Source organism: Streptomyces phaeolivaceus, from assembly GCF_009184865.1.
Classification (GTDB): domain Bacteria; phylum Actinomycetota; class Actinomycetes; order Streptomycetales; family Streptomycetaceae; genus Streptomyces; species Streptomyces phaeolivaceus.
In genome coordinates, this window is record NZ_CP045096.1 from 8,599,465 (window position 1) to 8,618,652 (window position 19,188).

General features: G+C 71.9%; 15 protein-coding genes and 1 pseudogene. 15 read left to right on the top strand and 1 reads right to left on the bottom strand.

Going from position 1 to position 19,188, the window contains the following annotated elements; genetic code table 11:
* Positions 1–69 precede the first annotated feature (69 nt).
* The 7 genes from F9278_RS39275 to F9278_RS39305 all read left to right on the top strand — a co-directional run bounded on the left by F9278_RS39275 (position 70) and on the right by F9278_RS39305 (position 9,139).
* Entirely contained in the window at positions 70–912 is an 843-nt protein-coding gene (locus tag F9278_RS39275) for a nitrilase-related carbon-nitrogen hydrolase (protein WP_152172548.1), read from the top strand.
* A gap of 89 nt (positions 913–1,001) precedes the next feature.
* The gene (locus F9278_RS39280) at positions 1,002–2,288 is read left to right on the top strand and encodes an aspartate aminotransferase family protein (protein ID WP_152172549.1); all 1,287 of its coding nucleotides are present in this window, start codon (positions 1,002–1,004) and stop codon (positions 2,286–2,288) included.
* A 31-nt stretch (positions 2,289–2,319) separates the two neighbouring features.
* Positions 2,320–3,891 (top strand): PucR family transcriptional regulator, encoded by a 1,572-nt coding sequence (locus tag F9278_RS39285; protein WP_152172550.1) that lies wholly within the window; start codon positions 2,320–2,322, stop codon positions 3,889–3,891.
* Between the two features lie 155 nt (positions 3,892–4,046).
* Positions 4,047–4,889 carry a nitrilase-related carbon-nitrogen hydrolase gene (locus tag F9278_RS39290; protein ID WP_152172551.1) on the top strand — a complete coding sequence of 281 codons (843 nt, stop codon included), beginning with the start codon at positions 4,047–4,049 and terminating at the stop codon, positions 4,887–4,889.
* 117 nt (positions 4,890–5,006) lie between these two features.
* Positions 5,007–6,410 (top strand): dihydropyrimidinase, encoded by a 1,404-nt coding sequence (gene hydA / locus F9278_RS39295; RefSeq protein WP_152172552.1) that lies wholly within the window; start codon positions 5,007–5,009, stop codon positions 6,408–6,410.
* Between the two features lie 11 nt (positions 6,411–6,421).
* Positions 6,422–7,441 (top strand): TIGR03842 family LLM class F420-dependent oxidoreductase, encoded by a 1,020-nt coding sequence (locus F9278_RS39300; RefSeq protein WP_152172553.1) that lies wholly within the window; start codon positions 6,422–6,424, stop codon positions 7,439–7,441.
* 120 nt (positions 7,442–7,561) lie between these two features.
* Complete coding sequence (locus F9278_RS39305) at positions 7,562–9,139, top strand: NCS1 family nucleobase:cation symporter-1 (protein WP_152172554.1); 1,578 nt, start codon at positions 7,562–7,564, stop codon at positions 9,137–9,139.
* 76 nt (positions 9,140–9,215) lie between these two features.
* Here the strand turns inward: F9278_RS39305 and F9278_RS39310 are convergent, their stop codons facing one another.
* Entirely contained in the window at positions 9,216–9,887 is a 672-nt protein-coding gene (locus F9278_RS39310) for a hypothetical protein (RefSeq protein ID WP_152174397.1), read from the bottom strand.
* Positions 9,888–10,039: 152 nt separating this feature from the next.
* Between F9278_RS39310 and F9278_RS39315 the strand changes: the two genes are divergently transcribed.
* From F9278_RS39315 to F9278_RS39355, 8 genes and pseudogenes are all read left to right on the top strand, one after another.
* A complete protein-coding gene (locus F9278_RS39315) occupies positions 10,040–10,723 on the top strand; it encodes a DUF4232 domain-containing protein (RefSeq protein ID WP_152172555.1) in 684 nt (227 codons plus the stop codon).
* 40 nt (positions 10,724–10,763) lie between these two features.
* Positions 10,764–11,561: pseudogene (locus F9278_RS39320) on the top strand (class I SAM-dependent methyltransferase); the annotation flags it as partial.
* Between the two features lie 287 nt (positions 11,562–11,848).
* Entirely contained in the window at positions 11,849–13,633 is a 1,785-nt protein-coding gene (locus tag F9278_RS39330) for a gamma-glutamyltransferase family protein (RefSeq protein WP_152172556.1), read from the top strand.
* Positions 13,634–13,726: 93 nt separating this feature from the next.
* Entirely contained in the window at positions 13,727–14,605 is an 879-nt protein-coding gene (locus tag F9278_RS39335; protein WP_152172557.1) for an inositol monophosphatase family protein, read from the top strand.
* 149 nt (positions 14,606–14,754) lie between these two features.
* Positions 14,755–16,167: a phytoene desaturase family protein gene (locus F9278_RS39340; protein WP_152174398.1), complete on the top strand. Its 1,413-nt coding sequence runs from the start codon at positions 14,755–14,757 to the stop codon at positions 16,165–16,167.
* Between the two features lie 107 nt (positions 16,168–16,274).
* Entirely contained in the window at positions 16,275–17,246 is a 972-nt protein-coding gene (locus F9278_RS39345) for an SCO3242 family prenyltransferase (protein ID WP_193241839.1), read from the top strand.
* 109 nt (positions 17,247–17,355) lie between these two features.
* Positions 17,356–18,201, top strand: a complete 846-nt coding sequence (locus F9278_RS39350) for a sugar phosphate isomerase/epimerase family protein (RefSeq protein ID WP_152174400.1) — start codon at positions 17,356–17,358, stop codon at positions 18,199–18,201.
* Between the two features lie 63 nt (positions 18,202–18,264).
* Complete coding sequence (locus tag F9278_RS39355; RefSeq protein WP_193241840.1) at positions 18,265–19,116, top strand: EboA domain-containing protein; 852 nt, start codon at positions 18,265–18,267, stop codon at positions 19,114–19,116.
* The last annotated feature ends 72 nt before the right edge of the window (positions 19,117–19,188 follow it).

Genomic DNA, 19,188 nt, shown 5'->3' on the forward strand with positions numbered 1-19,188 from the left:
TCAAGCCTCTACGGCCTGCGTCTACGGGCGTAGAGGCTCGCTGAGGTCCCTGTCGAAGGAGCACCTGACATGGCCAACGTCGTACGCGCCGCCCTCGTCCAGGCGACCTGGACCGGCGACACCGCATCCATGGTCGCCAAGCACATCGAGCACGCCCGTGAGGCGGCCCGGCAGGGCGCCAAGGTGATCGGCTTCCAGGAAGTCTTCAACGCGCCCTACTTCTGCCAGGTCCAGGAGCCGGAGCACTACGCCTGGGCGGAACCCGTCCCGGACGGCCCGACCGTGACGCGGATGCGGGAGCTGGCCCGCGAGACCGGCATGGTGATCGTCGTCCCGGTCTTCGAGGTCGAGCAGTCCGGGTTCTACTACAACACCGCGGCGGTGATCGACGCCGACGGCACCTACCTCGGCAAGTACCGCAAGCACCACATCCCGCAGGTCAAGGGCTTCTGGGAGAAGTACTACTTCAAGCCCGGCAACCTCGGCTGGCCCGTCTTCGACACGGCCGTCGGCAAGGTCGGCGTCTACATCTGCTACGACCGGCACTTCCCGGAGGGCTGGCGCCAACTCGGCCTGAACGGCGCCCAGCTCGTGTACAACCCGTCCGCCACCCACCGGGGCCTGTCCTCCCACCTCTGGCAGCTGGAGCAGCCCGCGGCGGCCGTCGCCAACGAGTACTTCGTCGCCGCGATCAACCGGGTCGGCGTCGAGGAGTACGGGGACAACGACTTCTACGGCACCTCCTACTTCGTCGACCCGCGCGGCAAGTTCGTCGGCGAGGTCGCGAGCGACAAGGGCGAGGAACTGGTCGTACGGGACCTCGACTTCGACCTGATCGAGGAGGTACGGCAGCAGTGGGCGTTCTACCGCGACCGCCGGCCCGACGCCTACGAAGGACTCGTACAGCCCTGACATGGGCAGGACTCGTCCGACCCCGACATGGGCACGTACAGCCGTGACCCACGCAGAACCCGTACCGCAGTGAAAGGAGTGGTGCAGCCGTGACCGACGAACTGCTCGGACGCCACAAGGCCGTACTGCCCGACTGGCTCGCGCTCTACTACGCGGACCCGCTGGAGATCACCCACGGCGAGGGCCGCCATGTCTGGGACGCCCAGGGCACCAAGTACCTGGACTTCTTCGGCGGCATCCTCACCACCATGACGGCGCACGCGCTGCCCGAGGTCACCAAGGCGGTGAGCGAGCAGGCCGGGCGGATCATCCACTCCTCCACGCTCTACCTCAACCGGCCGATGGTCGAACTCGCCGAGCGGATCGCGCAGATGTCCGGCATCCCGGACGCCCGTGTCTTCTTCACCACCTCCGGCACCGAGGCCAACGACACCGCGCTGATGCTGGCGACGACGTACCGCCGCAGCAACCAGATCCTGGCGATGCGCAACAGCTACCACGGCCGCTCGTTCAGCGCGGTCGGCATCACCGGCAACAAGGGCTGGTCCCCGACCTCGCTGTCCCCGCTCCAGACGCTGTACGTGCACGGCGGCGTCCGGACGCGCGGCCCGTACGCCGATCTGAGCGACGCCGACTTCATCACGGCCTGCGTCGCCGACCTGGAGGACCTGCTCGGCCACGGCCGCCCGCCGGCCGCGCTGATCGCCGAGCCGATCCAGGGCGTCGGCGGCTTCACCTCACCGCCGGACGGCCTGTACGCCGCCTTCCGCGAGGTGCTGCAACGGCACGGTGTGCTGTGGATCGCGGACGAGGTGCAGACCGGCTGGGGCCGTACCGGCGACAACTTCTGGGGCTGGCAGGCGCACGGGCAGAACGGGCCGCCGGACATCGTCACCTTCGCCAAGGGCATCGGCAACGGCATGTCCATCGGCGGTGTCGTAGCCCGCCCCGAGGTCATGAACTGCCTCGACAGCAACTCGATCTCGACCTTCGGCGGCACCCAGATCACCATGGCCGCCGGCCTCGCCAACCTCAACTACCTGATCGAGCACGACCTCCAGGGCAACGCCCGGCGCGTCGGCGGACTGCTCATCGAGCGGCTGCGGGCGATCACCGCGCAGATCCCGGCGGTGAAGGAGGTACGCGGCCGGGGCCTCATGATCGGTATCGAGCTGGTGAAGCCCGGCACCGAGGAGGCGAATCCGGAGGCCGCGTCCGCCGTCCTCGAAGCCGCCCGCCGGGAGGGCCTGCTGATCGGCAAGGGCGGTGGCCACAACACCAGCGCGCTGCGCGTCGCGCCCCCGCTGTCGCTGACCGTCGCCGAGGCCGAGGAGGGCGCCGACGCCCTCGAACGGGCTCTGAGGAGCATTCACTAGCACCAGAAGAACAGATCTGAGGAACACCGCCATGACCACGACCACCACCTTGGAACCCGCCCTGTCGGTACGCCAGGTCCTCGGCCTGGACCGGGTCCTCGCCGGAGAGCCCGAGGTGGTGGCCGGGGCCGGTCAGCTCGACCGGCCCGTGCGCTGGGTGCATGTGGCCGAGGCGCCCGACGTGGGCGTGATGCTCAGCGGCGGCGAGATGGTCCTCACCACCGGGGTCCTGCTCGCCGGGGACGAGGACGCCCAGGCCGAGTACATCCGCTCGCTGTACCGGGCCGAGGCCGCCGCGGTCGTCCTCGGACTGGGCCGGGCCTTCCCGACGCCGCCCGAGGTGATGCGCCGGGCGGCCGAGCGGTGCGGTCTGCCCATGGTGGTGCTGCACCGGCCGTTCCCCTTCGCCGAACTCACCGAGGAGGTCCAGTCCCGGCTGGTACGGCGGAAGTTCGCGGCCGTGAGCCTGTCGGAGGCCGTCCGCACGGCCCTGACCGGGCTCATCACCGCCGGCGCCCCGCTGCAACGGCTGCTCGACGAGATCGCCCACCACGCGGGCTGTCCGCTCGTCGTCACCAACCTCGCCCACCGTGTCCTCGCCACGGCCGGGGAGCGGTCGGCGGTCGACGACGTGCTGCGGGACTGGGAGCGGATCTCCCGCCAGGCGGGCGGCAACCAGGGCGACGGCTGGGTCCGCGCCGAACTGGGCGGACGCGGCGAACGCTGGGGCCAGATCGTGCTGTGCGGCCACCGGGGCGACATCGCCACCGGGCGGCTGCTCGCCGACCGGGCCGCCGAGGCGCTCGTCCTGCACCGGATGCTCGGCGGCTCCGCGCACTCCTGGGAGGAACAGTCCGCGCAGGGCCTGCTGACGGACCTCGTCTCCGGGGTCGTCCCGGCCCGGCAGCTGCTGCCGAGGGCACGGGCGGCCGGGCTGCCGGTCAACCGCCGTACGTTCGTACCCCTCGTCGTGCGCGACGGCGACCCGGCCCAACTCGACCGGGTGCTGCGGATGTTGGGGCTCCCCGGACTGGTCGCCGAGCTGGCGGAGGGCGCCACCGCGGTCCTCCTCAGCCTCGCCCGGGACCAGGACGCGACCGCGCTCACCGCGCACTTCGCGGCCCGGCTGCGGTCGGAGTCGGGGGTCCGCGGGACGGTCGTGGCCGCCGCCGAGGCGCGCACCACCTGGGAGGACGTACCCGGCGGGCTGCGCGAGGCCCGGCATGTGGCCGACGCCGTCGCCCAGTCCGCCACGACCGGGCTGGACCTCCCCGTCGTCGTACGCCTCCGCGACGTGCATCTGCGCGGCCTGGTCCGGCTGTTGCGGGACGATCCGCATGTCCAGGCCTTCGCCGAGCGGGAGTTGGACGGTCTGCTCCGCGGCGACGGGCACGCCGAGCAGGATCTGCTGCCCGTGCTGCGGACCTATCTCGCGACCGGCCGCAACAAGTCGCACACCGCCCAGCTGCACCACGTCAGCCGGCCCGCGCTGTACCGCAGGCTCGAAGCCATAGAGGCCCGCCTCGGCGTGGACCTCGACGACTTCGAACAGGCCGCGTCCGTGCACATCGCCCTCCTCGCGCACGACGCGCAACAGGCTTGAAACATGCCGCGACCTGCGAAAACGGCGGTGAAACATGCGCCCAGGAAAGGGTGACACGGTGGAACGGAGAAGGCCCGCAGACGTGACACCGTGCAACTCAAACCGGATTGCCGGACTTCCTACGCTCGCTGCACACCGAGTGACCGGAGGTCCCGATGAGCAGAGTCATCCGCGCAGCCATCTTCCAGACGGCCTGGACCGGCGACAAGGAGTCGATGATCCAGGTCCACGAGCAGGCGGCCCGCGACGCTGCGGCCCAGGGCGCGCAGGTCATGTGCTTCCAGGAGCTGTTCTACGGGCCCTACTTCTGCCAGGTCCAGGACAAGGCGTTCTACGAGTACGCGGAGGCGATCCCCGACGGCCCGATCGTCAAGCGCTTCCAGGCGCTGGCCAAGGAACTGGGCATGGTCCTCGTGCTGCCGATGTACGAGGAGGAGCAGCCGGGCGTCCTCTACAACACCGCCGCCGTGATCGACGCCGACGGCAAGTACCTCGGCAAGTACCGCAAGCACCACATCCCCCAAGTCCCCGGTTTCTGGGAGAAGTTCTACTTCCGTCCCGGCAACGCGGGCTGGCCCGTCTTCGACACGGCCGTCGGGAGGATCGGCGTCTACATCTGCTACGACCGGCACTTCCCGGAGGGCTGGCGCGCACTGGGCCTCGGCGGCGCCGAGATCGTGTTCAACCCCTCGGCCACCTCGCGCGGTCTGTCCCGCTACCTCTGGCAGCTGGAGCAGCCGGCGTCGGCCGTCGCCAACGAGTACTTCATCGGCGCCATCAACCGGGTCGGCGTCGAGGAATTGGGCGACAACGACTTCTACGGCACCTCCTACTTCGTGGACCCGGAGGCCCAGTTCGTCGGCGAGGTCGCCAGCGACAAGGAGACCGAACTCGTCGTCCGCGACCTCGACCTCGCCAAGCTCCGCGAGGTCCGCGACCGCTGGCAGTTCTTCCGCGACCGCCGCCCGGACGCGTACGGCCCGCTGACGGCGCCGTAGCAATGCGTGATCCGCGCCCCTGATGGGCCCCGCAGGGGCCCTCCAGGGGCGCGGGGAACCGCGCGACCAGCCACGAACGACCGGCACTGTCCCGACAACCGAACGGAGCGTGACCCAATGAGCGGCCGTACCGTAATCCGCGGCGGTCTCGTCATCACAGCCTCAGACGAGTTGCACGCAGACGTCCTGATCGAAGACGGCCGTGTGGTCGCGCTCGCGGCAAGCGGCACGGCCACCACAGAGGCCTGGACCGCCGACCGCACCCTCGACGCCACCGGCAAATACGTCATCCCGGGCGGCGTGGACGCCCACACCCACATGGAACTCCCCTTCGGCGGCACCTTCGCCTCCGACACCTTCGAGACCGGCACCCGCGCCGCCGCCTGGGGCGGCACCACCACGATCGTCGACTTCGCCGTGCAGAGCGTCGGCCACACCCTCCGCGAGGGCCTCGACGCCTGGCACGCCAAGGCGGAGGGCAACTGCGCGATCGACTACGGCTTCCACATGATCGTGTCGGACGTGAACCAGGACACGCTCAAGGAGATGGACCTGCTGGTGCAGGAGGGCGTCACCTCCTTCAAGCAGTTCATGGCCTACCCGGGCGTCTTCTACAGCGACGACGGCCAGATCCTGCGCGCCATGCAGCGCTCCGCCGAGAACGGCGGCCTGATCATGATGCACGCGGAGAACGGCATCGCGATCGACGTCCTCGTCGAACAGGCCCTCGCACGCGGCGAGACCGACCCCCGTTACCACGGCGAGGTCCGCAAGGCCCTCCTCGAAGCCGAGGCCACCCACCGGGCCATCAAGCTCGCCCAGGTCGCCGGCGCCCCCCTGTACGTCGTGCACGTCTCGGCCATGGAGGCAGTGGCCGAGCTGGCGCGCGCACGCGACGAGGGGCTCAACGTCTTCGGCGAGACCTGCCCGCAGTATCTGTTCCTGTCCACGGACAACCTCGCGGAGCCGGACTTCGAGGGCTCCAAGTACGTGTGCAGCACACCGCTCAGGCCTCGCGAACACCAGGCCAAGCTGTGGCAGGGCCTGCGCACCAACGACCTCCAGGTGGTCTCCACCGACCACTGCCCGTTCTGCTTCGTCGGCCAGAAGGAGCTGGGCCGGGGCGACTTCTCCAAGATCCCCAACGGCCTCCCGGGCGTCGAGAACCGCATGGACCTGCTCCACCAGGCGGTCGTCGACGGGCACATCTCGCGCCGCCGCTGGATCGAGATCGCCTGCGCGACCCCGGCCCGCATGTTCGGCATGTACCCGAAGAAGGGCACGATCGCGCCGGGCGCGGACGCCGACATCGTCATCTACGACCCGCACGCCGAGCAGGTCATGTCCGCCGAGACGCACCACATGAACGTCGACTACTCGGCGTACGAGGGCAAGCGCACCACCGGCCGGGTCGAGACGGTCCTCTCGCGCGGCGAACCCGTCATCACCGAGCGGGAGTACACCGGGCACGCCGGGCACGGCACGTACACCCCCCGCTCCACCTGTCAGTACCTCACCTAGGAGCGGAGCAGATGGACTTCGGACTCGTCCTCCAGACCGACCCACCGGCCTCGCGCGTCATCGAGCTGATGAAGCGCGCCGAGGACAACGGCTTCACCTACGGCTGGACCTTCGACTCCGCCGTGCTGTGGCAGGAGCCGTTCGTCATCTACAGCCAGATCCTGTCCAGCACGACGAAACTGACGGTCGGCCCGATGGTCACCAACCCGGGCACCCGCACCTGGGAGGTCACCGCCTCGACCTTCGCCACCCTCAACGACATGTTCGGCAACCGCACGGTCTGCGGCATCGGCCGCGGTGACTCGGCGATGCGGGTCGCGGGCCGCAAGCCCAACACCCTGGCCCGGATCAGCGAGGCGATGAAGGTCATCCGCGCGCTGGGCAGCGGGGGAGAGGCCGACCTCGGCGGTACGGTCATCCGCTTCCCCTGGATCAAGGAGGGCGCCGAACTCCCGGTCTGGATGGCCGCGTACGGCCCCAAGGCGTTGAAGATGACCGGTGAGGAGGCCGACGGCTTCATCCTCCAGCTCTCCGACCTCTACCTCACCGAGTACATGGTCAAGGCCGTCAAGGACGCGGCCGTGGCCGCCGGGCGCGACCCCGCCGAGGTGAAGATCTGCGTGGCCGCCCCCGCGTACGTCACCGAGGACGACTCGCCCGAGGCGCTGGCCCACGCGCGCGAGCAGTGCCGCTGGTTCGGCGGGATGGTCGGCAACCATGTCGCCGACCTGGTCTCCAAGTACGGCGAGCACTCCGCGGCCGTACCGGAGGAGCTGACGGACTACATCAAGGCCCGGGAGGGGTACGACTACTCCCACCACGGGCGGGCCGACAACCCCGACACCCAGTTCGTGCCGGACGAGATCGTCGACCGGTTCTGCGTCATCGGCACTCCCGAGATGCACATCGAGAAGCTGAACGCGCTGCGCGCGCTCGGCGTCGACCAGTTCGCCGTGTACGACATGCACGACGCGCAGGAGCGGGTGATCGACGTGTACGGCTCGACGGTCATCCCGGCGCTCAACGGCTGACCCGCACTCCGCTCACCCTCCCCCCACACCTTGACTCCCTCCCCGGCCGTCCCCGGGGAGGGGCCCAAGGCCTCCGCACGGCCTTTCTCTCCCGTCCCGCCTCCCCTGATTGGCCTGCCCATGACCGAAACAGTCCCCTCGGGGTCGTCGATAGCCCAGTCCGCCGACTCCTCCGGCCGGATCGAGCTGGCCCCCGAGGCGTTCCCCGCCGACAGCCCCTTCGCCAACGAGGACCTGCGCCCCGTACCCGTCTCCGAGCGCAAGTGGACGACGTACAACTTCGCGGCGCTGTGGATCTCCATGGCCCACTGCATCCCCAGCTGGACCCTGGCCTCCGGCCTGGTCGCCCTCGGTATGGACTGGAAGCAGGCCGTCTTCACCATCGCCCTGGCCAACATCATCGTGCTGCTGCCGATGCTGGCCACCGGGCACGCCGGACCCAAGTACGGCATCCCGTTCCCGGTGCTCGCCCGCGCCTCCTTCGGACTGCGCGGCGCCAACATCCCGGCCATGATCCGCGCGGCCGTGGCCTGCGGCTGGTTCGGCATCCAGACCTGGATCGGCGGCTCCGGCGTCTTCGCCCTCGGCTCCAAGCTCACCGGCGGCGAGTGGGAGAAGGCCGGGCAGGTCGCGGGCAATCCGTGGCCGCTGTGGCTCTGCTTCCTCCTCTTCTGGGCGCTGCAGATCGCGATCATCTACCGCGGTATGGACTTCCTGCGGCACTTCGAGAACTGGGCCGCGCCCTTCGTGATCGTCGGCGCGCTGGTGCTGCTGATCTGGATCGCGGTCGAGGCCGACGGCTTCGGCGCGCTCCTCGACCAGCCGTCCAAGCTCGGCTGGGGCCCCGACTTCTGGCCGGTCTTCTTCCCGTCCCTGATGGGCATGATCGGCTTCTGGGCCACGCTGTCCCTGAACATCCCCGACTTCACCCGCTTCGGCGCCAGTCAGAAGGCGCAGACCTGGGGCCAGTCCCTCGGCCTGCCCACCACGATGACGCTCTTCGCGATCCTCGCCGTGCTGGTCACCTCCGGCTCCGAGGTCGTCTACGGCGAGGCCATCTGGGACCCGGTCACCCTGGCCGCCAAGGCCGACAACGTCTTCGGTCTGCTCTTCGCCCTGATCACCGTGCTGGTCGCCACCATCTCCGTGAACATCGCGGCGAACGTGGTCTCCCCGGCGTACGACCTGGCGAACCTCGCGCCGAAGCTCATCAACTTCCGTACGGGCGCGCTCATCACGGGTGTCGTCGGCATCCTGATCTTCCCGTGGAAGCTGATCTCCACGCCCGAGTTCTACATCTTCACCTGGCTCGGCGTGGTCGGCGGACTGCTCGGCACGGTCGCCGGCATCCTCATCGCCGACTACTGGATCGTCCGCCGTACCGTCCTGCACCTCGCGGACCTGTACACGCCCGGCGGGCGTTACTGGTACGCGTCCGGCTGGAACTGGCGGGCGATAGCGGCCTTCGTGGTCGGCGGTGTCCTCGCGGTCGGCGGCTCGTACTCGACCGTCTCCGAGGACGGCGTGTCGTCCGGACCGTTCCCGCACGACGGCATGATCCCGTTCCTCAAGCCGCTGGCCGACTACGGCTGGGCGGTGGGCCTGGGCACCTCGATGCTGCTGTACGTGGCGCTGATGGCCGGGGAGCGGAAGAAGGTGCGGGCGGAGAAGGCGCAGGCGGAGAGCGTGTCCGTCTGACGAATGCCGGCGGTGTCGGCGGTGTCGGCGGTGTCGGCCGTGTCGGATGTGTCGGTCGTGCCGGAGAGTCGCAGCCCTACCGGGCGTCCTCCAGCACGGCCGCCGCCTCTTTCGCGGCCTTGATGGCACCCTTGTTGATCTCGTCCGTGCTCGGCGCCTTCCGCGACTCGAAGTCGCTGCCGTTGTAGGTGACGACCACCAGCGCGTTGGACATCCGGACGTACACCACGCCCTCGCGGGTCTGCTGCTTGTCCTCGGTGGTGAGATTCACCACCGAGTAGGCAGAGTCGCCCAGACCGGGGACGGCGCCACCGCCGCTCTTCTCCGTGGTGCGCGCCTTATAGGCGCTTTCGGCCTTGTCGTCCGATTGCTGGATCTCGTACGAGATGTCCAGCCAGCGGTAGTCGAAGCCCTTGAGCGCGTTCCAGGAACAGGTGCGGCGCACGGACTCGTCCGTCGAGGCGATCTCCTTGCCGGCCGTCTTCGCGCCCGGAACAAGGGACTTGACCGTTTTCTCCTTGACGCCGGAACAGGGCGAGGGCGCCTTCGTGTAGGTCTTGGTCTCGGTCGCCGTCGACGGCGCGGACTCGTCGGTGGAGACGGGCCCCGACGCGGTGTCCTGCGCGGAGTCCTCCTTGGCCGGGCTCGCCGACAGCGGACCGGACGACAACGCCCAGCCCGCGGTGGCGAGTACGACGACCGGCATCAGTCGCACGGTGAGGGCGAGCGGCAGAGGGAGATCACGCACAGCGCACTTCTCGGGGTCGAGGCGGCGGTACCGCCGGGCGGTGGGGTACGTCAGTGTCACACGACTGTCTGTGGGACGAAAGTGCGAACTCGCTCTGTGTATACGTGGTGACAGGGGCCTCCGGTTCAGCACGCGCGTGTCAGGATCGGTCCATGATCCCGATATCCGGCCGTACGGCTTCCCGCGCGCTGCTCGTGACGGCACTTGTCCTGGCCGTCGGCGGCTGCGGACTCTCGGAGGAACTCGACCGCGAACTCGACCCCGCCCGCACGGGATCCTCGGCGGAGGCCTCGCCGACCGTCACGTACGCGCCCCGGGACCCGGGGACCCCGGAGTCACCCGCTGTCACGCGGTCCCCGTCGGGCGCGCGGCCGACCGGGGACACCTCGGCCGCCTGCCCGTCCTCCGGGGTGCGGATGCTGCCCGGCCCGGTCGACGCGGCGATGGGGCTGCGGGCGATGAGCGTGACCCTCACCAACTGCGGCGACAAGCCCTACACCGTCGACGGCTACCCGTCGGTCCAACTGCTCGACGACGACGGCGAACGCCACGACGACGTACGTGTGCTGCGAGGCGCCCAGGACATCACCACCGGTGTGCCCGACCCCGGGCCGCACCGCGTCACCCTCGCTCCGGGCGAGTCCGCCCGGACCGGACTGGTCTGGCGCAACACGGTCACCGAGGCGGACGTCCCCGCCGTCGACGCGCCGTACCTGCGCATCGCCCCGCTCGACGGCCGGCCCGCCGAGGTCCTCACCCCCGACGGCGGCCTCGACCTCGGCAACACGGGCCGCCTCGGCACGACCGCGTGGGCACGGGTCGACGAAGGGTCTTGACCGCTTGCGGGGCCCGAGGGGCGATGAGCACCCTGGGCGCATGAACCCGTCACCGTACGCCCCGGACTCCCCACTCCCGTCCCTGCCCGAGGAGATCCTCGCCCACTACGAGCGCGGCGGGGAGAACACCCGCCTCAGGGAGGGCGCCGGGCGGCTGGAGTTCTGGCGCACCCAGGACATCCCGCGGCGGCTGCTGCCGGACGCCCCCGCGCGTGTGCTCGACGTCGGCGGCGGCACCGGGATCCACGCCGAGTGGCTGGCCGGGGAGGACGGGCACGAGGTCGAGGTCGTCGACCCGGTGCCGTCGCACGTGGAGCGGTCCGGGCGACTGCCCGGGGTCACCGCCCGCCTCGGGGACGCCTGCGCGCCGCCCGCCGAGGACGCCACGTACGACGTCGTCCTGCTCCTCGGGCCGCTCTACCATCTCCCCGAACGCCCGGACCGCGTACGGGCGTTGGCGGAGGCCGGCCGGGTCGTGCGGCCGGGCGGTCTCGTGGTCGCGGCCACGATCAACCGGTTCGCGGCGCTCAACGACACGCTCCGGCGCGGCAACTACTTCATCCCCGAACGCCGGGTGCGCACCGACGCCGCCTCGGCCGACGGCAGGCACCGGCATTCGCCGGAGAACCCGGACTTCACCACCGCCTACTTCGCCGATCCGGCCGAGGTGCCCGGCGAGTTCACCGAGGCGGGGCTCGCGCTCGACGGGCAGTACGGCGTCGAGGGTGTCGCCTGGCTGATGGGCGGCGTGGCGGAGTGGCTGGACGACCCGGAGCGCCGGGAGGCGGTGTCGGCGGCGACCCGGCGGATCGAGTCGGAGCCGTCGCTGCTGGGTGCCAGGTCGTGTCCGCAAAGTCCCGTCTTCGCCCGGAGGGCGGCCTCGCGGCGTCTGGTGCGTGCTCTCGGCGTGCCGGGCGAAGGCCCTCGTACTGGATGTACTTGGGTCTTCGCCCGGTGCGGTGAGAGTGCGTGCCAGGCGTCGCGAGGCAGGCGGGACTTTGCGGACACGACCTGGCGGGCATGTGCTGACGGTGGGGCGGCGTTCCGGCGAGGGCTGACCCAGAGGGCCCGCCGGGGCGCTGCGTACGATCGGCGAACACCCGTCGCGCAGCGAGGAGTCCACCCGTGTTCACCACCCGCCCGACGCTCCAGGGGACCTTCGGCATGGTGTCCTCCACGCACTGGCTCGCCTCGCAGTCGGCGATGGCGGTGCTGGAGGACGGCGGCAACGCGTTCGACGCGGCCGTGGCGGCGGGCTTCGTCCTGCATGTCGTGGAACCGCATCTCAACGGGCCCGCCGGTGAGGTGCCGATCATCCTCGCCCCGGCGGGCGGCGAGGTCCGGGTGCTGTGCGGGCAGGGCGTCGCGCCCGCCGGGGCGTCGGCCGCGCACTACCGGGGGCTCGGACTGGAACTCGTCCCCGGCACCGGACCCCTGGCCGCCGCCGTGCCGGGCGCCTTCGACGCGTGGCTGCTCCTCCTGCGCGACCACGGCACCAAGGACCTGGCCGACGTCCTGAAGTACGCCGTCGGCTACGCGGAGGACGGACACGCGCCCGTGGAGAACGTGGGGGCGACCGTCGAGTCCGTACGGGAGCTCTTCGAGGGGGAGTGGCCGTCCTCGGCGCGGGTGTACCTCCCGGACGGACGGGCGCCCCGACCGGGCGAGCTGTTCCGCAACCCGGCGCTGGCCGCCACCTGGCGGCGGCTGCTCGCCGAGACCGAGGGGGCGGGCGACCGGGAGGCCCGGATCGAGGCGGCGCGCGAGGTGTGGCGCTCCGGCTTCATCGCCGAGGCCCTCGTCCGGCAGTCCGGCCGCCCCACCCTCGACACCAGCGGCGAACGACACACCGGGACACTCACCATGGCCGACCTCGCCGCCTGGTCCGCGTCCTACGAGGCCCCGGCGACGTACGACTGGAACGGCTGGACCCTGTGCAAGGCCGGCCCCTGGAGCCAGGGCCCCGTCCTCCTCCAGCAACTCGCCCTGCTGCCGCCCGAACTGCCCGCGTACGGGTCCGCCGACTATGTGCACCTCCTCGTCGAGGGCTGCAAGCTCGCCATGGCCGACCGGGAGGCCTGGTACGGGGACGCGGCGCCGGTACCGCTGGACGAACTGCTGTCCGAGGAGTACAACGCGGCACGGCGGGGCCTGGTCGGCGACAAGGCGTCGTACGAGCTGCTGCCGGGCGGTCCGGGGGGCCGCACCCCGCGGCTGAGCGCCCACGCGCGCGTGGTGGCCACCGACGAGCCGGGCGCCGGCCCGATGGGGGCCGGGGAGCCCACGGTCGCGACCGACGGGAGCACCCGGGGCGACACCTGCCACCTCGACATCGTCGACCGCTGGGGCAACATGGTCGCGGCCACGCCCAGCGGCGGCTGGCTGCAGTCCAACCCGGTCGTGCCCGAGCTGGGTTTTCCGCTCGGCACCCGGCTGCAGATGGCCTGGCTGGACGAGGGACTGCCCAACTCCCTCACCCCCGGGCGCCGCCCGCGCACCACGCTCACCCCGTCGCTGGCACTGCGCGACGGCGTGCCGGTGATGGCGTTCGGCACCCCCGGCGGCGACCAGCAGGACCAGTGGCAGCTGCACTTCTTCCTCGCCGTCGCCCTCCGCCCGCCGGTCCGCGGCGGCCTCGACCTCCAGGGCGCCATCGACGCCCCGAACTGGCACAACGACAGCTTCCCCGGCTCCTTCTACCCGCGCGGCATGCGGCCCGGCAGCGTCACCGTCGAGTCCCGGACGCCCCCGGAGACCGTCGCGGAACTGCGGCGGCGGGGCCATGACGTCGTCGTCGGCGAGAGCTGGAGCGAGGGCAGACTGTGCGCGGTCGCCCGCGACCCGGAGACCGGGGTGCTCTCGGCGGCGGCGAACCCGCGCGGGATGCAGGGGTACGCGGTCGGGCGTTGACGGGGATCGGCCGACCCCGGGTATTCACGGCGATTCCCTCCCGAATACACCGGACGGGTGGGGATTGTCAGTGCCGCGTGCTGTCATGGAGACATGATCGAAGACAACGAAACCATCGACGAGTTTCTCGCTCGGCACGCCTCGGACGTCGAGGAAGCGATCCGCAAGGCCGCCGCCGCGGAGATCATGCCGCGCTTCCGGCAGCTCGCCGCGCACGAGATCGACGAGAAGAGCGGCCCGCACGACCTGGTGACCGACGCCGACCGCAAGGCCGAGCTGTATCTGACGGAGGCGCTCGCCGCGCTGCTGCCCGGCTCGGTCGTGGTCGGCGAGGAGGCGGTGCACGCCGATCCGGCGTCGTACGAGGCGATCCAGGGCGAAGCGCCGGTCTGGATCGTCGACCCGGTGGACGGCACCCGGCAGTTCGTGCGCGGCGAGCCCGGCTTCTGCACGCTCGTCGCCCTCGCCCAGGGCGGGGTCCTGCGCGCCTCCTGGACGTACGCACCCGCCCTCGACCGGCTCGCCGCGGCGATACGCGGCCAGGGGGCCACGCTCGACGGCGAGCCCCTGCGCGCCGGATCACCCGACCCCGGCCGTGACCTCGTCATCGCCACCTCCCATCCGGACTACACCACGGAGGAGCAGAAGCGGGCGCTGCTCGGCCTCTGGACGGACGGGGTGGCCCCGCGTGCCTGCGGCTCGGCCGGGCTGGAGTATCTCGCCGTCGCCGAGGGCCGGTTGGACGCGACCGCCTTCAGCTGGGAGGCGGCCTGGGACCACGCCGCCGGACTGCTGCTGGTCGAGGAGGCGGGCGGCGCCCACCTCACCCTGGCCGGCGAGCCCTTCCGGATAACCGGCGGCAACACCCTGCCGTTCACCACCGCCCGGGACGCGGCGACGGCCCGCCGGGTGGTGGGCCTGCTGTCCGGCGGAGCCTCAAGTGGAACTGGTGCGTCCGTGGGCGGGGTCTGAAGCGGAACCGGCGCGTCCGTGGGTGGGGCCCACCCTTCCCCAGGCCTGTCGGTGGCCGGGCATATCCTGAGCGCAGGTCTGTCGGCGGGCGGGGATTCCGCCGGCGACGCTTGGCCATCGGCTGACGAAGGGGTCCGGACGTGCCGTCGATGCTCGACGCGGTGGTGGTGGGGGCGGGGCCGAACGGCCTGACAGCTGCCGTGGAGCTGGCCCGCCGCGGCTTCTCCGTGGCCGTGTTCGAGGCGAAGGACACCGTGGGAGGGGGCGCCCGCACCGCGGAGCTGACCCTGCCCGGCTTCCACCACGACCCCTGCTCGGCCGCGCACCCGCTGGGCGTCAACTCGCCCGCGTTCAGGGCGATGCCGCTCCACCGGTACGGCCTGGAGTGGCTGCACGCCGAGCTGCCGATGGCGCACCCCTTCCTGGACGGCTCGGCGGCCGTGCTGGCGCGCTCGGTGGCGGAGACGGCCGCCTCCTTCGGACCGCGTGACGCGGGCGCGTACCGCAGGCTGGTCCAGCCGTTCCTGCCCAAGTGGGAGACGCTCGTCCGGGACTTCATGTCCCTGCCGCTGTCCGCACTGCCCCGCGACCCGGTCACCCTCGCCCGGTTCGGCCTGGTGGGGCTGCCGCCGTCCACATGGCTGATGCGCCGCTTCAAGGACGAGCGGGCCCAGGCGCTGTTCGCCGGGCTCGTCGCCCATGTCATCGCCCCGCTCGGCGGCCTCGCCACCGGCGCCGTCGGCCTGGTCTTCGCGCTGGCCGCGCACGCCGCCGGCTGGCCGGTCGCCCGGGGCGGCTCCCAGGCCATCTCCGACGCGCTCACCGCGTATCTGAAGGACCTCGGCGGCACCGTCCACACCGACTACGAGGTCAAGCGCCTCGACGACCTGCCGCCCGCCCGCGCGTACGTCTTCGACACCTCGCCCACCGCGCTGGCCAGGATCGCGGGCTTCGGCAACCACTACGCCTCGTACCGCTACGGCGCGAGCGTCTTCAAGCTGGACTACGCGCTGGACGGCCCCGTGCCCTGGACCGCCGAGGAGGCGCGCCGCGCCGGGACCGTCCAGGCCGGCGCGAGCAGGGCCGAGATCGGCGCGGCGCTCGACGCGGCCTCCCGGCAGGGCCGGGCGCCCGACGCGCCCTTCCTGATCACCGTGCAGCCCAGCCTGGTCGACCCCGGCCGGGCCCCCGAGGGCAAGCATGTCTTCTGGGCGTACGGCCATGTCCCGAACGGCTGGACGGGCGACCTGACGGACGCCGTCGAGCGTCAACTGGAGCGATTCGCCCCGGGGTTCCGCGACCGGGTGCTCGCCCGCGCCACCGCCGGCCCGCCCGAGCTGGCCGCGCACAACGCCAACTACGTGGGCGGCGACATCGCCTGCGGCGCCGCCTCCGGACTCCAACTGCTGCTCCGCCCCAAGCTCTCCCTCTTCCCGTACGGCACCCCGCACCCGGCCGTCTTCATCTGCTCCTCGGCGACCCCGCCGGGCCCCGGGGTGCACGGCATGTCCGGGCACAACGCGGCCAAGGCGGTGTGGCGCAGGCTGCGCCAGGAAGCCTGAGGTTCGAACCCTGAGGTTCATCGACGCGCAAGGCAACGTCACGGATCGACAAAGGTCTTCACACTTTCTCCATGTGAATGTTCAAGTGACGTGGGTAAGTTGCCGCCATGGAAGATCGGACAGCGGTACCGGGTTCCGGCTCGCGACCTGCCGTGGGCCTCGCCGACCTGGCACAACTCGTGCGGGCACCGGCCGCCTTGAGCGTCCCCGGCGATGTGCTCGCGGGTGCCGCCGCGGCCGGACACCCACTGGGCGCGCGGACGTTCGGCGTGATGGGTTCGTCCGTCTGCCTCTACTGGGCCGGCATGGCCCTCAACGACTACGCCGACGCCACGATCGACGCGGTCGAGCGCCCCGGGCGCCCCGTCCCGTCGGGCCGAGTGCCACGCCGAACCGCCCTCGCCGTCGCGGCTGCCCTGACCGCCGGGGGCCTCGCGCTCGCCGCCGTCTCCGGGGGCCGCCGCAGCCTTGTGGGAGCGCTTCCGCTGGCCGGTGCCGTCTGGGCGTACGACCTCAAGCTCAAGTCCACCCCGGCCGGTCCGGCCGCCATGGCCGCCGCCCGCGCCCTGGACGTCCTCGCCGGCGCGCTCGCCGCCGGGCCCGGGACGGGCGGCACGACCGGGACCGGGGCCGCCCTGCGGCGCGGCGCCGTCCCCGCCGCGCTGGTCGGCGCCCACACCTACACCCTGACCGCGCTCAGCCGCCACGAGATCTCCGGCGCCCCCGCCCGGCTGCCGGCCGCGACCCTCGCCGCCTCCACGACCACCGTCCTCGCCGCCGCGCTCCCGGCCGTCCGCACGGCCGCGACCGCCGGTGTCTCGCGTGCCACCGCCGCCCGCGCCGTCGTCGTCACCGCCGGGGCCCTCGTCTACCTCGGCAGCTACGGGACGGCCCAGGCCCGTGCCGTACGGGAGCCGTCCGGCGAGAACGTACGGCGGGCCGTCGGGGCCGGGATCCTCGGGCTGATGCCCCTGCAGGCGGCGCTGACCGCACGCGGCGGAGCCACGGCCGCCGCGGCGGCCCTCGGTGTCGTCCACCCTCTCGCGCGACGGCTGGCCCGGCGCATATCCCCCACCTGAACAGCACGGACCTCCGCGGGAGGAGAGCCGGAATGACCCCACACCTTCCCCATCTCCCACATCCCTCACGTCTGCCACATCTCCCACATCCCTGGCATCTCCTACGCCCCTGACATCTCCTGCATCCCTCAGGTTCGGCTACGGCACCAACGGCTTCACCAACCACCGGCTCGGCGACGTCCTCGCGGTCCTCGCCGACCTCGGCTACGACGGTGTCGCGCTCACCCTCGACCACGGCCACCTCGACCCGACCGCCGACGATCTGCCCCGGCGGGTGACCGCCGTCGCCCGGGACCTGGCCCGGCACGGGCTCGACGTGACGGTGGAGACCGGCGCGCCCTACCTCCTCGACCCCTGGGGCAAGCACCACCCGACCCTCATGACGGAAGGCGCCGAGCGCCGGATCGACCTGCTGCGGCGGGCCGTACGCATCGCCGCCGACCTGGGTTCGCCCACCGTCCACCTGTGCAGCGGCCCCGCGCCCGACGAAGGGCTGCCCGAACGCGACGCGTGGAAGCGGCTCGCGGCGGGCGTCGAGACCGTCCTGGAGACGGCGGGGAAGTACGGCGTCTCGCTGGCCTTCGAACCCGAGCCGTACATGTTCGTCGACACCGTGGAACGGTGCCTGGAACTCGCCGAGATGGTCGGCGGACACGAACTGTTCGGGATCACCCTCGACATCGGGCACGCGCACTGCGTGGAGGAGCGGACCGTGCTGGAATGCGTCCGCCTCGCCGCCCCGCGCCTGCTGAACGTGCAGATCGAGGACATGCGGAGGGGCGTCCACCAGCACCTCGAACTCGGCACCGGCGAGATCGACTTCCCGCCCGTACTCGCCGCCCTCCGGGACCTCGACCACCGCGGACTGGTCTCCGTGGAGATCCAGGGCGGCTCCCTCGACGCCCCCGAAGTGGCCCGTCGCTCACTGGACTTCCTCCGCGCGGCGACGGCCTGACCCCACCACGGCCCAGCACCTCCCCACCCCACCCCCCTCCACCCCACATGAGGTTGTTCCGTCATGGTCCCGATCGCGACACCGCTCCCCGATGCGGCCGAACCCACCGACTCCTCTGACTCCGCCGACTCCGCCGACTCCTCCGAAGCCGTCGACCCCCGAGGTCTGCTCGCCCGCCATCCGCTCGACCCGGCGGGCCGCGCCTGGCTCGACGAGGCCGTGGCCCGGATCGCCGAACGGCCCGCCGCCGTACGCGCCCTGTTCCCCGCCGCCCGAAGGCGCTGCGGCCGGGCGCGGCTGGACGGGCGGTGGACCGTGGACGAGGCGGCCCGCGCCGTCCTGCTCGGCGCGCTGCCGCTGGACGGGCAGCCGCTCGCCGACGAACTGGCGGGCCTCTTCCGCCACGGCGACCCGGCCGAACAGCGGGCCGTCCTGCGGGCGCTGCCGCTGCTCGCCGACGCGGAGGGGGGCGACACCTCCGAAGAACCCCTCGGCGACCTCGCCCTGCCCCTCGTCCGCGAGGCCCTGCGCGGCAACGACGGCAGCATCGTCGAGGCCGCCCTCGGACCGTACGGCGCCGCCAGGCTGCCGGACGCCGAGTACCGGCAGGCCGTGCTCAAGTGCGTCTTCCAGGAGATCCCGCTGGACCGGATCGCCGGGCTCGCCGCCCGCGCCGACGCCGAACTCGCCCGTATGCTCGCCGACTTCGCGCACGAGCGGGTCGCCGCCGGACGGGACGTACCGGCGGACATCTGGCCCGTCGTCCGCGCCTTCCCCGCCGCCGAACACCTCATCGGCGGACTCGGTGCCGAGACGGCCGCCGCCTCCCCCGACCGCCGTGAGGCCGCCGAGCGCGCCCTGACGGCCCTCCGGAGCGCGACCACCACCCCGGCCCCCTCTGCCTCCTCCGCCTAGCGTCCCCTTCCGCCCAGCCACCACCTCCCACAGCCACCCCCTCCCCACAGCCCCCACGGCCGCCGCCTCGCC

Bases quoted from the DNA above. Each gene is read 5' to 3' on its own strand.
- F9278_RS39355 (WP_193241840.1), top strand. From the start codon at position 18,265: ATGGTCCCGATCGCGACACCGCTCCCCGATGCGGCCGAACCCACCGAC.
- F9278_RS39290 (WP_152172551.1), top strand. From the start codon at position 4,047: ATGAGCAGAGTCATCCGCGCAGCCATCTTCCAGACGGCCTGGACCGGC.
- F9278_RS39275 (WP_152172548.1), top strand. From the start codon at position 70: ATGGCCAACGTCGTACGCGCCGCCCTCGTCCAGGCGACCTGGACCGGC.
- F9278_RS39335 (WP_152172557.1), top strand. From the start codon at position 13,727: ATGATCGAAGACAACGAAACCATCGACGAGTTTCTCGCTCGGCACGCC.
- F9278_RS39305 (WP_152172554.1), top strand. From the start codon at position 7,562: ATGACCGAAACAGTCCCCTCGGGGTCGTCGATAGCCCAGTCCGCCGAC.
- F9278_RS39315 (WP_152172555.1), top strand. From the start codon at position 10,040: ATGATCCCGATATCCGGCCGTACGGCTTCCCGCGCGCTGCTCGTGACG.
- F9278_RS39300 (WP_152172553.1), top strand. From the start codon at position 6,422: ATGGACTTCGGACTCGTCCTCCAGACCGACCCACCGGCCTCGCGCGTC.
- F9278_RS39345 (WP_193241839.1), top strand. From the start codon at position 16,275: ATGGAAGATCGGACAGCGGTACCGGGTTCCGGCTCGCGACCTGCCGTG.
- hydA (WP_152172552.1), top strand. From the start codon at position 5,007: ATGAGCGGCCGTACCGTAATCCGCGGCGGTCTCGTCATCACAGCCTCA.
- F9278_RS39340 (WP_152174398.1), top strand. From the start codon at position 14,755: ATGCTCGACGCGGTGGTGGTGGGGGCGGGGCCGAACGGCCTGACAGCT.
- F9278_RS39285 (WP_152172550.1), top strand. From the start codon at position 2,320: ATGACCACGACCACCACCTTGGAACCCGCCCTGTCGGTACGCCAGGTC.